The 15046-nt window shown below is 72.0% G+C and carries 6 protein-coding genes; 1 reads left to right on the forward strand and 5 read right to left on the reverse strand.

The features are described from left to right. The 5 genes from ACZ7P3_RS42110 to ACZ7P3_RS42130 all read right to left on the reverse strand — a co-directional run. A partial coding sequence (locus ACZ7P3_RS42110; RefSeq protein WP_472089980.1) for an amino acid adenylation domain-containing protein occupies positions 1–7860 on the reverse strand: 7860 nt, incomplete at its 3' end. Next, positions 7794–8078 (reverse strand): acyl carrier protein, encoded by a 285-nt coding sequence (locus tag ACZ7P3_RS42115; protein WP_472089981.1) that lies wholly within the window; start codon positions 8076–8078, stop codon positions 7794–7796. The genes ACZ7P3_RS42115 and ACZ7P3_RS42110, both read right to left, overlap by 67 nt. 2 nt (positions 8079–8080) lie before the next feature. After that, positions 8081–9835: an acyl-CoA dehydrogenase gene (locus ACZ7P3_RS42120; RefSeq protein ID WP_472089982.1), complete on the reverse strand. Its 1755-nt coding sequence runs from the start codon at positions 9833–9835 to the stop codon at positions 8081–8083. Continuing rightward, positions 9832–11568, reverse strand: a complete 1737-nt coding sequence (locus ACZ7P3_RS42125; RefSeq protein ID WP_472089983.1) for an acyl-CoA dehydrogenase family protein — start codon at positions 11566–11568, stop codon at positions 9832–9834. Before ACZ7P3_RS42125 ends, ACZ7P3_RS42120 begins: the two co-directional genes overlap by 4 nt. 2 nt (positions 11569–11570) lie before the next feature. Beyond that, positions 11571–13355: a fatty acyl-AMP ligase gene (locus tag ACZ7P3_RS42130; RefSeq protein ID WP_472089984.1), complete on the reverse strand. Its 1785-nt coding sequence runs from the start codon at positions 13353–13355 to the stop codon at positions 11571–11573. Between the two features lie 329 nt (positions 13356–13684). On the opposite strand from ACZ7P3_RS42130, the gene ACZ7P3_RS42135 reads away from it, so the two are divergent. Beyond that, the coding region (locus tag ACZ7P3_RS42135) for a condensation domain-containing protein (RefSeq protein ID WP_472089985.1) at positions 13685–15046 on the forward strand (1362 nt) is incomplete at its 3' end.

Raw genomic sequence — 15046 nt, forward strand, 5'->3', positions numbered from 1 at the left:
CGCCCGCTCCTCCACCGACACCACCGGCACCACACCCACCCGCCGCAACGGCTCGGCAACCACCGCCTCCAACACCCGCACAAACCGCCCGGCCAACGCCTCCACCGACGACCGGTCGAACAGATCAACGCTGTACTCCACCTCCCCACCGGCCAACCCGGACAGATGGAACACCAGATCGAACTTCGCAGCCCCCGTACTCACACCCATCGGCGACACAGCGAGACCCGGCATGTCCAGGCTGTCCAGAAGCGCGCGCCGCTCGTCCTCGTCGGTCCAGTTCAGAACGGTCTGGAAGAGGGGGTGACGGGCAGCCGACCGCTCCGGGTTGAGGACATGGACGAGCCGCTCGAAGGGCACGTCCTGATGGGCGTAGGCCGCCAGGTCCGACTCCCGTACACGGGAGAGGAGTTCGGCGAACGTCGGGTTGCCGGACAGGTCGGTCCGCAGAACGAGCGTGTTGACGAAGAACCCGACCAGGGCCTCGGTGGACGCGTCCGTGCGGCCGGAGACCGGCGAGCCGATCGGGATGTCACTCCCGGCACCCAGCCGGTGCAGCAACACCGCCAACGCCGCCTGCACCACCATGAACGGAGTGCACTGATGCTCACGCGCCAGCCCCTCCACACCCTCACGCAGACCCGCAGGCAGACCGAACGGAACTGAATCACCACGATGCGACGGAGCCGCCGGCCGAGGCCGGTCGGTGGGCAGCTCCAGCTCCAGCGGGAGTCCAGCCAACGCGCGCTCCCAGTAGCCGAGTTGTTCTCCCGCCGCAGACTCCGGATCGTCCTCGGAACCGAGTACCTCCCGCTGCCAGAGGGTGTAGTCGGCGTACTGCACCGGCAGCGGCTCCCACGCAGGAGCCTCCCCCAGCGTCCGCCGCGCCGCATACGCCGTCGTCAGATCACGGACGAGCGGAGCGAAGGAGCCTTCGTCAGCGGCGATGTGGTGCACCAGGAGGAGCAGGACGTGCGCGTCCGGGCCGGTGCGGAAGAGGGTGGCGCGCAGGGGCAGGTCACGGGTGAGGTCGAAGGGCCGAGCGGCGGCCTCCTCCAGAGCGTGCGCCAGCTCCTCTTCGTCGACCTGTTCGACGGTCAGGCCAGGCACCGCGTTCGCCAGGACGATCTGTTCGGCACTGCTCCCGGCGTCACCTATGAGGGTGCGCAGGGCTTCGTGCCGCTCCACCAGATCCGTGAGGGCAGCCTGGAGCGCGCCGTGGTCGAGGACGCCGTTCAGGCGCAGCGCGATGGGGATGTTGTAGGTGGCGTTGGGGCCTTCGAGCTTCTGCAGGAACCACTGCCCCTGCTGTGCGTACGACAGCGGGATCCGCTCGGGTCTTGCTTGCGCGGTGAGCGGGGCGCGGGCCGCCGTGGCGTTGGTGAGTGCTTCCGCCAGGCCCGCGACGGTGGGTGCTTCGAAGACGGCGCGTACGGGAAGTTCGGTGCCGAGGGTGGTGCGGATGCGGGCGACGAGACGGGTGGCGAGCAGGGAGTGTCCGCCGAGGTCGAAGAAGCTGTCGTCGATGCCGATCTGCCGGGCCCCGAGGACGTCGGCGAACAGACCGCGGAGGATCTCTTCCTGCGGGGTGCGCGGGGCGCGCCGCTGGTCGCCGGTCGTCTCGAACTCGGGCGTGGGCAGGGCCTTGCGGTCGAGTTTGCCGTTGGCGGTGAGGGGGAGTGCGTCGAGGGTGACGAAGGCGGAGGGGACCATGTAGGCGGGCAGGGTCTGGGCGAGGTGGGCGCGCAGGTCTGTGTCCGGGGTGCCGACGGTGTAGGCGATGAGGCGGTCGTCGTGGACGATGACGGCGGCCTGCTGGACGGCGGGGTGGTTGCGCAGGGTGGTTTCGATCTCGCCGAGTTCGATGCGGTAGCCGCGCAGTTTGATCTGTTGGTCGGCGCGGCGCAGGTATTCCAGGTCGCCGTGGGAGGACCAGCGGGCGATGTCCCCGGTCCGGTACATGCGGGACCCGGGAGCCCCGTAGGGGTTGGCGAGGAATCGTTCCGCGCTCAGGTCGGGCCGGTTGAGGTAGCCGCGGGCGATGCCGGTGCCGGCGATGTAGAGCTCGCCGGGGACTCCTGCGGGGACGGGCTGGAGGTGTGTGTCCAGGACGTAGAGCTGGGTGTTGTCGAGGGGGTGGCCGATGGTGACGGGTGCGTGGTGGTCGAGGTGGGCGGCGGTGGACCAGATGGTGGTCTCGGTGGGCCCGTACACGTTGATCACTTCGGCGGCGGCCTCGGTGAGTGCCTGGGCCAGGTCGGTGGGCAGGGCTTCACCGCCGACGAGTACGCGGACGCCGGCGAGGGCGCCGGTGACGGCCGGGGTCTCGGTGGCTGCTCGCCACAGGCTCGGGGTGGCCTGCATGACGGTGATCCGCTCATCGGTGAGCAGGGTGTGCAGCCGGTCGGGGTCGTGGATGATGCCGGTGGGTGCGATGACGGCGGTGGCGCCGGTGGTGAGCGGGGTGAACAGTTCGAGTCCGGCGATGTCGAAGCCGATGGTGGTCACGGCGAGCAGCCGGTCCGTGCTGTTGAGGGGGATGCGGCGGCGCATGTCCTCAAGGAGGTTGGCCAGGGCGCCACGCGGAATGACGACACCCTTGGGGCGGCCGGTGGAGCCGGAGGTGTACAGGACGTAGGCGGCCTGCGCCGCATCGACGACCTCCGGCAGTTCACCCACCGGCTCGCGGTGTTCCGCGGCGGCCAGCCATGCCTGGTCGACGGTGACGACGGGCCGGGTCTCGTCCTGCATGAAGGCGAGGCGGTCGGCGGGGAAGTCCCCGTCCAGCGGCAGATACGCGCCGCCCGTCTTGAGTACGGCCAGCAGTACGGCGACCAGATCGACCGACCGTGGCAGCAGGACGGCGGCGAATCGCTCGGGTCCGACCCCGTCCTCCGCGAGCAGCCGTGCCAGCCGCTCACTACGCGCATCCAACTCGGCGTACGAAAGGGCCGTTTCACCGGACACCACTGCCTGCGCATCCGGTGTACGGGCCACCTGCGCCCGGAACGACACCACCAGATCCTCGGCAGGCGACACGGTGGCGGAGTCGTTCCACCCCACCAGCACCCGCTGCCGTTCCTCGTCCTCCAGCACACCGATCGAGCCCACCGGAACCTCCGGCGTCGCCGCCATCGCAGCCAGCACGCGCACGAAACGGTCCGCGACGGACCGCGCGTACGCGGAACCGACGAGATCGGGGCGGTAGTCGAGACGGAAGTCGAGGCCGTCGCCGGAGGGGGCGGGGAGGGCTGCGAGCCCCAGGGCGTAGTGGGTACCGCCGCGGATCTCCGCGTCGCCCAGGGTGAGGCCGGCCCGGGTGGCGTGGTCGTTGATGGAGGCGTGGTCCAGGGGGAAGTTCTCGAACACCGTGAGGGTGTCGAAGAGTTCACCGACGCCGACCCGGCGCTGCAGTTCGGCGAGGTCGACATGCTGGTGGTCGACGAGGTCGGCCTGCTGGTCCTGGAGGCGGCGCAGGAACGCGGCGACGGTCTCGGCGGGGCGCAGCGTGGCACGCAGGGGCAGGGTGTTGACGAAGAGGCCCACCATCGTCTCGGCGTCGGCGAGTTCGGCGGGGCGGCCCGCGGCGGTGACGCCGAACACGACGTCGGTGCGGCCGGTCAGCCGGGAGAGCAGGACGGCCCAGCCGGCCTGCACCAGGGTGTTGGCGGTGACGCCGTGGCGGCGCGCGGCGCGGGTGAGGGCGCGGGCGGCCGGCGCGGGCAGCGAGAAGCGGAGGCGCTGCTGGGGCGCGGGGCTGGTGCCGGGCTCCTCGGTGCCGAGCCGGGTCGGTTCCTCCACTCCGTCGAGTGCGGTGCTCCAGGCGGCGAGCGCCGTGTCATGGTCGTGCGCGGCGAGCCAGTCGAGGTAGTCCCGGTAGGGGCGGGTGCGGAGTGACGCGTCGGGCCGGTCGTCGGGGGCGACTCGGTGGGCGTATTCGGCGAGGAGGTCGCGGACGACGAGGGGCAGGGACCAGCCGTCGAGCACGATGTGGTGGTTGGTGACAGCGAGCTGCCAGCGGTCGGGGCGGGTGCCGGCGAGGGTGAACCTGATCAAGGGAGGTTCGGTCAGGTCGAAGCGGGTCCAGCGGTCGCGGTCGAGAATGTCGTCCCAGGCCGTGGCGGCGGCCTCGTCGTCGAGGTGGCCGAGGTCGATCTGCTGCCAGGGTGCGGTGACGGAGTCGATGACGACGGCCAGGGCGCGGCCGGTTCCGGTCTGCCGGAAGCCGCAGCGCAGGACGGCGTGCCGGGCGAGGACGGCGTCGGCGGCGGCGCGCAGGGCGGCCGGGTCGAGGGTGCCGTCGAGGGTGAGGACGGTCTGCGCGTTGTAGTAGTCGAGGGCCGCGGTGTCGAACTGGTGGTGGAAGAAGAGGCCTTCCTGGAGCGGCGACAGCGGCAGGACATCGGTCGCGTCCGGGGCGGCCGACCTGGCCTGGGCGATCTCCGCCACGGTCGGACCGGTGCGCCGGGAAGGTTCCGCGTCCCGCTCCGGGCCCGCTGCGGTCGGACCGCCGTGCCGGAAGGGTTCCGCGTCCCGCTCCGGGCCCACCGCGGTACCGCTGGGCCCGGAAAGTTCCGCGTCCCGGTCCGCTGCGCCGGCCGGTCCCGCTTGTTCGGCGAGTGCGGCGAGGCCCGCGGCGGTGCGGTGCCGGAAGACGTCTCGTACGGTGACGGGCAGTCCGGCTCGCCGGGCGCGGGCGACGAGGCGGACGGCCATGATGCTGTCGCCGCCGGTCCCGAAGAAATCGTCGTCGACACCGGCCGCCGGCACGCCGAGGACGTCGGCGAAGAGGGCGCAGAGAGCGTGCTCGGCAGGTGTGACAGGGGCGCGGCGCTCGCCGTCGGCGTCCGTGTAGTCCGGGGCGGGCAGGGCCTTGCGGTCCAGTTTGCCGTTGGGGGTGAGCGGCAGGGCGGGCAGCGCGACGAACGCGGCGGGGATCATGTAGTCGGGCAGGGCCGCCGCGAGGTGGGCGCGCAGACCGGCCGGGTCGGGCTCGTCGGATGCGGCGCCGGGGACGACGTAGGCGACCAGTCGCCGGTCGCCCGGCCGGTCCTCACGGACGATGACGGCGGCCCGGGCCAGGGCGGGGTGGCTGTGCAGTACGGTCTCGATCTCGCCGAGTTCGATGCGGAAGCCCCGCAGCTTGATCTGGTCGTCGGCGCGGCGCTGGTACTGGAGGGCACCGTCGGCGGTCCAGCGGACCACGTCTCCGGTGCGGTACATACGGGAGCCGGGCAGGCCGAACGGGTCGGCGACGAAGCGCTCACCGGTCAGTCCGGGGCGGCCGTGATAGCCGCGGGCCAGCCCCTCGCCCGCGATGTACAGCTCTCCGGAGACTCCGGCCGGGACGGGGCGCAGGGCCTGGTCGAGCACGTACACACGGGTGTTGAGGATGGGCGTACCGATGGCGACGGGGGTGTCGGCGGTGATGGCCGCGGCGGTGGACCACACGGTGGTCTCGGTCGGTCCGTACAGGTTGGTGACGGAGGCGGTGGTGCCGGCCAGGGTGCGGGCGAGGTCGGCGGGCAGGGCCTCGCCGCCGACGAGGGCACGCACGGAGCGCAGCCGGCCGTCGTCGCCGTCGGTGAGGGCGCGCCACAGGCTGGGGGTGGCCTGCAGGACGGTGACGGACTCCGCCGTGACGAGCGTGCGCAGTGCGTCGGGGTCGAGGACCTGGTCGCGGTCGGCGAGGACGACGGTGGCGCCGTTGAGCAGCGGCAGGTACAGCTCCAGGCCGGCGATGTCGAAGCCGATGGTGGTGACGGCGAGGAGTCGGTCGTCCTCGGTGATGCCCAGCCGGTGGTCCATCGCGGCGAGGAAGTTGTCGAGGGCGCCGCGGGGGACGACGACGCCCTTGGGGCGGCCGGTCGAGCCCGAGGTGTAGATCACGTAGGCGGGGTGTGCGGCACGGCCGGGTGCAATGCGCTCGCGGGGGTGGAGGTCGCCGGCGGGCAGTGCGCCGGTGCGGTCCCTGTCCAGCAGGACCCTGGGCACGGTGGCGTCCGGGAGACGCTCGGCGAGGGTGCTGTCGGTGAGGACGAGGGCGGGGCGTGCGTCGTCGAGGACGTAGGCGATGCGGTCGGCCGGGTAGGCGGGGTCGACGGGCAGATAGGCGGCGCCGGTCTTGAGGACGGCCAGCAGGGCGACGACGAGGTCGGCGGAGCGCGGAAGGACCACGGCGACGTACTGCTCGGGGCCGACGCCGCGCTGGACCAGGAGGCGGGCGAGCTGGTTGGCGCGGGAGTTGAGTTCGCCGTAGGTGAGCCGGGTGGCGCCGTGTACGAGGGCGACGGCGTCGGGGATGCGGTGGGCCCGGTCCTGGAAGATCTCGGGCAGGGAGTGGCCGGGCACCGGGTGCGCGGTGTCGTTCCAGTCGGTGAGGATCCGCTCCCGTTCGGTGTCGCCGAGCAGGTCGACGGCGCCGAGGGGCCGGTCGGGATCGGCCGTCAGCGCGTCGAGGAAGGCGGTGAACCGGTCCTGGTGGGCGGCGAGTTCGGACTCGGTGTAGAGGTCGGGGTTGGCGTCGAACTCGAGGAGGACGCCCCGGTCGGAGGCCGCGGGGTCGCCGAAGGACACCACGGACAGGTCCTTGACGGGGCCGGTCCACAGCGGATGCATGACGGTGTCCAGGTCGCCGAAGCGGATCTGCCGTCCGAACGACATGGCGTTGACCGTGATCGAGTGCAGTCCCCCGCCGCCGGACAGGCTGAGGTCGCGGTGCAGGTCCTCGCCGCGGTAGCGCTGGTGCGGAAGGGTGTCGAGGACGCGTGCGGTGACCTGGTCGACGAGGTCGGTGAAGCGGGTGGCCGGGGTCACCGTCAGGCGCAGGGGGACCTCGTTGGCGAACATCGCCGGGGTGGCGAGCGCGGCCGACGTGGTGCGGGCCACGGTGGGCAGGCCGAGCACCACGTCGTCGCCGCCGGTGAGGCGGTGGCTGTAGGCGGCCACCGCGGCCAGCAGCACGCTGGACCAGCGGCCGGCGGCCGCCGCCCGGGCGGCACGGTCGCCGGTCAGGGCGACGGTGCGGCGCAGGGCACGGGGTGCCGGGGCGGCGGAACGGCCGGTGAGGGACACGGGCTCGGGCAGGTCGGCGTAGACCGCACCCCAGTAGGCGCGGTCCTCGTCGTGCCGGGACGAGGCGCGGTAGGCGCGGTCCTCGTCGAGGAGGTAGGCGAGGGCGTGGAAGCGGGTGGCGGAGGGCTCGCGGTCCGCGGCGAGCGCCGTGTAGGTCTGGGCGAGCCGGCGGCAGTAGACCGCCTGGCCGTAGCCGTCGAGGGCGATGTGGTGATGCCGGAAGTACAGCAGGGACCGGTCCTCGCCCAGCTGGAACAGGGCATGGGTGTACAGGGGTTCGCGGCGCAGGTCCGTGGCGGTGGCCAGGTCGGCGTCCATCCAGGCGCGGGCGGCGGCCTCCGGGTCCGGGTCGGCGGTGACGTCCAGGATGTGCGGGAGGGGGTCACCGCCGGCCGGTTCCACGGTCTGCCACAGCTCACCGTCGTCCTCGGTGAACCGCACGCGCAGCGCTTCCGTCTCCGCGACCGTGCGGCGCACCGCCTCGGCGAGGAGTTCGGGGTGCAGTCGTCCTGCGATGTCGAAGTAGGTCGCGCAGTTGTACAGCGGGCTGTCGGGGGCCAGCTGCTGCCCTACCCACACACCCGTCTGCGCGGCCGAAGCAGCCTGACGGACCGACCCATGCTCAGACACTGAATACCTACCCACGTTCTGTTCGTTCTCTGGACGAGGTTGACCGGACGAGCCGTCCGGCCGGTGCGCTGCGCCGCGCAGCCGAACGGTCAGGCGGCCAGCGGCAGTTCTTCGGAGATGGCCTCGACCAGTCCGGTCAGGGTCGGGCGGTCCCACATCACCGTCGGTTCGAGGGTCAGCCCGAGGTGGTCCTCGATCTCGGCGACGATGGTGAGGGCGTAGAGGGAGTCGAGTCCGTACGTCGTCAGGGACTCGTCCGGGGCGATCGACTCGGGGGAGATGTCCAGGTGGGCGGCTATGCGCTCGCGGAGCCAGGCCGTCAGGGCCTCGGCGGACAGGTTGGGGTCGGTGGTCTCGACGGTGGAGCTCGACATGACTACTTCTCCTTGGGGTGGGTTTCGGCGAGCCGTCGCCGGACCAGGCCGAGGCTCGTCGCGGATTCGTGGCGCTCGATCAGTTCGTCGTAGAGGTGTTGTTCGAGGTCCTGGGGCAGCCGGGGCACCGGGACGCCGGGGTGCAGCGGGATCCGGGCGAGGGCGGCGGCGAGCCAGGCGGGGTCGGTGAGGAAGGGGTCGGGGTGGTGGCGGTTGTGCTGCCACAGTCCGACGCAGGCGGCGGCCGCGAGCACGTTCACATAGCGATGGGTCAGGTCGTACGAGGCCGAACTCGCCGCGACGGAGAGTTCGGTGCGGGTCAGGCCGGTGCACTCCGTGGTGAGTCGGTGCAGGTCGTCCCGGAGGTGGGTGCCGACCCTGCCGATCACGGGGTGGGCGGAGAGCAGTTCGGGGGCCGCGTCGAGTCCGGCGGCCAGGGCGGAGCTGAGTCCTTCGCGGCCGCCCGCGGTGATGGTCAGCCGGTCGAACGGGAGGGGCGGCAGGTCGGCGTCGAGGCGGAAGAGGCCTTCGGGGACCGTGCGTCCCGCGGGCCAGGAGCGGCGGGCCAGCAGCGGCAGTTGCGGCAGGAGCGACATCTGGCAGGCGGCGCGGGCCGCGTGTCCGAAGCCGGCGGGCTGGATGTCGCGCAGCAGCTTCTGGAAGATCGCGTGTTCGCCCTCGCGGATGTAGAAGTGCGCGCCGAGGAGCGTGGACAGCCGGTGCATGGCGTCCATCAGGATCTTGGAGATGAAGTACTTCACGGCCTGGGCGTAGATCGGCGTCTCGGCCGGTACGACATGGAGGGCGCGGGCGCCGACGGTGGCGAAGGCGTCGCAGAGCAGCAGGTCGGCGTGGACTCCGGCGAGTACCGAGCGCACCTCGGGCAGTTCGGTGGCGGGACGCCCGTACAGGGTGCGCGTGGAGAGGTGCCGCAGTGCGGTGCGCAGCCCGGTGTCGAGCATGCCCTGGAACATCGCGACGAGCGTGGTACGGGTGATCTGGAAGGCCTTCAGGGCGGTCTCCAGGCCCTCTCCCCGGCGTCCGACCACGCTGTCGGCGGGCAGCCGGCAGTCGTGGAACTCGATGCCGCCGAGCTGTACGCCGCGCATGCCCGAGCTGGCGAACCGGGGCAGGTAGCGCATGTGCCCGGCGGGGATGCGGGCTTTGTCGACGAGGATCTGGGAGTGACTGCGGCTGCCCGGCCCCCGGTCGGTGCGGGCGAACATGACGACGGCGTCGGAGCGCTGGAGGTTGGTGACGACCTCCTTGCGCCCGTTGAGGACGAGCCCGTCGGGGCCGGGGATGGCCTCGAACTCGGTGCCGGTCATGTCGTTGCCGTGGGCGAGTTCGTGGTAGGCGACGGACACCTTGCGGCGTCGCAGCAGCAGGTCGGCGACGTGGCGGCGCTGTTCCTCGCTGCCCGCGGTCCAGATGTTGACGGCCGCGATGAAGGAGCTGGCACCGTAGCCGAGGCCGAGGCAGGGGTCGCGGCGGTAGACGGACCGCATGATCTCGACGAGTTCGTCCAGGCGGGTGAGTCGGCCGCCGTACTCGGGCGGCACGAACTCGGCGCCCAGGTCGTAGTCGTCGAGGGCGCGCTCTCCGGCCGCGAACATCTCGCCGCGTTCGTCGGCGTCGAGGATCTGTCGGAAGCCCAGCGGGTTGGCGGGGTCGCGGGGGTCGCCGAGGTGCTGTTCGATCGTGTCGGCGCGGTGCGGGAAGGCGAGGGCCGGGGGCGCGCTGGTCGCGCTCGTCATGGGTTGCTCCTGAGGGCCGGGCCGGCGAGCAGGGTGGTCAGGCCGGGGGCGCCCGATGCGTCGAGGACGTGGTCGGCGAGCCGGTCGTAGGCCACGGCGCCCGCCTCGCCGAGGCGGTGGCCGAGGCGGGTGAGGATCAGGCGGAGGCAGGCCTGGAGCCAGAGCCCGTTGCGGGCCGCGGTGGGCGGCTCGCCGGGGTGGTTCGCGGGGTGGGGGTTGCCGAGCCACAGCCGCAGGCAGGCCGCGGCGGCGTAGCAGAGTTCGTAGCGTTCCGCGCGGGCGAAGGCCTCGGCGGGTACGTTCCCCGCGGTGCGTCGCTGGGCCGCGAGTTCCTGGTGCAGGGTGTCGCACTCGCTCTTGATCAGTTCGGCGAGGACGGCGACCTCCTGGGGCAGCCGGCCCGCCTCGGCCTGGGCGCGGACGCGGGCGACCGCCTCGGGCAGGGACTGCACCAGCGAGCTGCCCCCGAGCGCGATCACGGAGAGCCGCGCGGGGTCGAACTCCCGCAGGGGCAGGACGAGTTCGGTGGCCGCGGCGACGCCGTCCCGGTCGGTCCTGCCCCGCCGGTAGCCGGTGGCCAGCAGGGGGAACTGATCGATGAGGGCGTTGCGGTTGACGGCCGTGTTGCCGTCGAAGATGGCGACGACCCGGTGGTCGCGTTCCAGTTTGGCGAAGACCCCGTCGGCGTACTGCTCGGACAGGAAGCTGCGTACGCCGAGGAGTTCCGCGGTCCGGTCGAGGATCTGCTGCACCAGCTCGGGGACGAGGGCCTTGGTGACCGCGGAGGTCACGCCGAGCTCGCCGGGCAGTGCGTGGACGCTGCGGCTCGCGACGGTGGCGGTGGCCTCGGCGAGGAGCCGGGCCGCGGTGATCTCGCCCAGGATGCGGCGCACGCGCGGCAGTTCGGCCAGAGCCCGGCCGTACAGGACGCGGTTGCGGGCGTAGTCGGCCGCGATGCGTACGGCGGTGTCGCCGGCACCCAGCGAAAGGGCCGCGCAGATCGTGCGGGTGAGCTGGAGCGTCTTGAGGACGATCTCGATGCCTGCGCCGACCTCGCCGACCAGGGCCGTGTCCGGCAGCCATGCGTCGTGGAAGGCGATGCCGCTGATGTCGGCGCCGCGGATGCCGTGGGTGGGCACCTTGGGCAGGCAGGTGTGGGCGCCTTCGGCGAGCTGCCGCTTGTCGACGAGGAAGAGGCTGAAGCCGCGCGGGCCGCCGTCGGGCGAGGTGCGGGCCAGCACGCAGACCAGGTGTCCGCGGGTGGCGTTGTTGATCAGCCACTTCTCACCGTTGAGCCGCCAGCCGTCGACGGCGGGAGCGGCGCTCACCTCGCCGGCGAGCAGGTCGCTGCCGTGTCCGCGCTCGGTCAGCCCCCAGGAGGCGACGGCCCCCGAAGTGATCAGTTCCCCGAGGTGACGGGCCTGTTCGGGGGTGCCGCCCACCCACACGGAGGCCGCGCCGAGGAAGGTCTTGCCGTGGCCGACGGCCACCGTCAGATCACGCCGGGCCACGGTGCGCAGCAGCTGCAGCAGCTCGGTGTGGTCGTGCAGCCTGCCTCCGGCGGTGGCGGGCACGTAGTACCCGGCCATCCCGTAGTCGTCCAGGACTCGGCAGGCATCCGCCGGAAACGCCTCCTGGCGGTCCAGTTCGGCCAGCGCCGCGGGGCGGTAGGCCGGGTGTTCCGCGCCGGGGGCGCCGAGCAGCAGGTCCAGTTCTTCGACGGTGGTGTGCACGGTCACCCCTGCCGCCGAGCCGGGGAGCCGGACCGCGCGGCCGACTCCAGGTGGAGCGCGTTGAGTTCGCCGTTCAGGAACAGCTCCCGCATCGCGGTCCGCTGGACCTTGCCGCTGGTGGTGCGGCGCACACCGCCGCGCCGCAGCAGGGCCACGGCGTGGACACCCGTGCCGAACTCGCGGGCCACGGTCTCCCGCAGGCCGGCGGCGAGCTTGGCCAGGACGTCCTCGCCGAGGCGGCCGCGCACCTCGTGGGTGACGACGACACCTTCGTCGGTGCGGTCCACACCGGGCACCGGGACGGTGAACACCGCGCCGAACAGGCCCTTCAGATCGTCATGCTGGGCCCGCAGCTCGTGCTCGATGTCCTGCGGATACAGGTTCCGGCCGCGGACGATCAGCGTCTCCTTGATCCGGCCGGTGACATGGATCTCTCCGTCGAGCAGCAGCCCCAGATCGCCCGTGCGCAGGAAGCCGCCCTCACCGTCCGCGGTCTCGGCGGCGAAGGTGGCCCCGGTGGCGTCCGGCCGCTGCCAGTAGCCCAGGGCGACGCTGGCCCCCTTCAGCCAGATCTCGCCGACCCGGTCCGGCGGCAGGACCTGCCGGGTCGCCGGGTCCACGATCCGTACGTCGTAGTCGTCGGCCGCGCCGCAGCCGACCAGCGTACGGACGGCACGGTCCGGGTGAGCAGCGGCGATCTCGTGGCGCTCCAGCGCCTCGGCGTCCACGCGCCGGACCGCGGGGGTACGGCCGCCGGCGCCGGACACGAACACGGTGGCCTCCGCCATGCCGTAGCAGGGGGTCAGTGACTCGGCGCGGAATCCGGCCGGGGCGAACCGCTCGGCGAACGCGGTCAGCGTGGCCGCCTGCACCGGCTCCGAGCCGTTGGGTGCGTACGTCCAGCGGGACAGGTCGAGTTGGGCGAGCTGCGCGTCGGTGACCATGCGGGCGCACAGCTCGTAGGCGAAGTTGGGGCCGGCCGACCAGTGCAGCCCGTACTCGTCGACCATCCGCAGCCACCAGTACGGCCGCTTCAGGAACGTGGTCGGCGACATCAGGGTGCAGGAGCCGCCGAGCACGAGCGGCGGCAGCAGGATCCCCATCAGCCCCATGTCGTGGTAGTGCGGGATCCAGGAGCCGAACCGGGTCCCCGCGTCCAGGCCGAAGGTGCGGCGCAGACTGTCCACGTTGTGCAGCAGATTGCCGTGGGTGACCATCACACCCTTGGGGTCACCCGTGGAGCCGGAGGTGTACTGCAGCAGCGCCAGGGTGTCATGGCCGAGCGCCGGCAGGGTCCACGCGTCCGGGTCCGCGCCGCCCGGGCCGTCCGGCCCCTCCCCGTCGGTGACGACCAGGCCGGCCCGGACGTCGTCCTGGCCCTCTGCCCACTCCCGCACGTCCGCCTGGACGGTCGAGTCGGTGAGCACCACGGCCACCCCGGCGTCACGGGCGATGGCGGTGACCCGCTCCCGCTGGTGCCGGTACTGGCCGGGCAGCGGCGCCGGTACGGCGATCACTCCCGCGTACAGGCACCCCATGAAGGCGGCGGCGAAGTGCAGACCCTCCGGGTACAGCAGCAGGGCGCGGTCCCCGGGGGCCGCCCGCCCGGCCAGCGCGACCGCGATCCGCCGGGCCTCGGCATCGAGTTCCGCATAGGTCAGGGTTTCGTCGACCCTTTCGGCGGAGAGATCACGCACAAAGGTCACCGCGGGTTCGTCCGGACGGACCGACGCATTCCCGCGAAACGCCTCGACAACACTAAGAAAGCCGGTGATGGAAATGGGCATTCATTCCCCCAGAGCGAGACGCACGACGGACCGCTGACAGCAGAATTCCATATGGCGGGGGAACATAGTCCGTGGCCGGCGGGCCAGTCAACGGAGAAAGAATCGGCAGCCCGACACCCACCGTACCGCCACCATTACGGCGAGTACCGACACCACCCCTGCGGGCCTGTCCACGGCCTCAGGCACACTTTCAGCCGACACCCGTGCGCCCCCTTGACATACATCGCGATATTCAGCCCCACCTTAATTCAGTGACAGCTCCGATCCCCTCGTGTTGAATGATCGCGCCAGCATCCGAGGGCATGGAATTCACAATGAGAGGTGCGGGAGTGACGCAGACCGGGCTCGACGCCATTCTTCCGCTCACACCATTGCAGGAAGGTCTGCTATTCCATGGGCTCTTCGACCCGGCGGCCGACGACATTTATGTTTCCCAGCATGTGCTCGACGTCGCCGGCGCACTCGACAGCGGCGCCCTGCGCGCGGCCGCCGATGCCCTGCTGGCCCGCCACGCCACCCTGCGCGTCGGCTTCCGTTACGAGGGGCTGAGCAAGCCGGTCCAGGTCGTCCCGTCGTCCGTGACCACGCCCTGGCACGAGGCCGATCTGACCGACGAGCCGGACGACGCCGCCCGCACGGACCGGGCCGCGGAGCTCCTGCGCGCCGACCGTGCCCGCCGCTTCGACCTCACCGCTCCGCCCCTGGTGCGCTTCACCCTGCTGCGGCTGGCCGAGGACCGCTTCCGCTTCTCACTGACCTTCCATCACCTGCTGGTGGACGGCTGGTCACTGTCCGTCCTGCTGCACGAGCTGTTCACCCTGTACGGCAACGGAGCCGACGTCCGCGCCCTGCCGCCGGTGACGCCGTACCGCACGTTTCTCGGCTGGCTGGCACAGCAGGACAAGGAAGCGGCCCGTACCGCCTGGGCCGGGGCGTTGAGCGGCCTGCAGGAGCCCGCGCTCATCGCGCCGCAGAGCGACAACACGACGGCCGGCGTTCCCGAACACGCCGCCTTCTCCCTCACCCCGGACCAGACGGAACGGCTGACGGCCCGGGCACGCGAACTCGGCCTGACCGTCAACACCCTCGTCCAGGGCGCCTGGGCCATCCTGCTCTCCAGACTGCTGGGCCGCGACGACGTGGTCTTCGGCGCCACCGTCTCCGGCCGCCCCCCGGAGATACCCGGCATCGAGAGCATGGTCGGGCTCTTCATCAACACGGTCCCCGTACGGGTGCCCGTACGGGCGGCGGAGCCGGTCGTGGACCTGCTCCACCGTCTCCAGGACGGCCAGCTGGACCTGCTCGCCCACCAGCACCTCGGGCTGGCGGACATCCAGCAGACGGCCGGTCTTCCCGAACTCTTCGACACCATGGTGGTGTTCGAGAACTACCCGCACGACGTGGGGAGTTCCTCTTCCCCCGGCTCTCCCTCCTCCCCCGGCTCCGACGCCACGGACGGCCGGGTCCGTGTCACCGGACAGAGCACCAGCGACGGCTCCCACTACCCGCTGACCCTCGTGGCCGTCCCGGGCCCGGCGATGCGTTTCCGCCTCGACCACCGTCCCGACCTGTTCGACGCCGAGGCCGCAGCTGTGCTGGCCGGGCGGTTTGTGCGGGTGTTGGAGGCGGTGGTTGCCGAGCCGTTGCGGCGGGTGGGTGTGGTGCCGGTGGTGTCGGTGGAGGAGCGGGCG

It is taken from the genome of Streptomyces sp. NPDC107581, from assembly GCF_055657175.1.

Coding starts and splice junctions, on each gene's coding strand:
- ACZ7P3_RS42115 (WP_472089981.1), bottom strand. CDS start 8,078: ATGTCGAGCTCCACCGTCGAGACCACCGACCCCAACCTGTCCGCCGAG.
- ACZ7P3_RS42130 (WP_472089984.1), bottom strand. CDS start 13,355: ATGCCCATTTCCATCACCGGCTTTCTTAGTGTTGTCGAGGCGTTTCGC.
- ACZ7P3_RS42120 (WP_472089982.1), bottom strand. CDS start 9,835: ATGACGAGCGCGACCAGCGCGCCCCCGGCCCTCGCCTTCCCGCACCGC.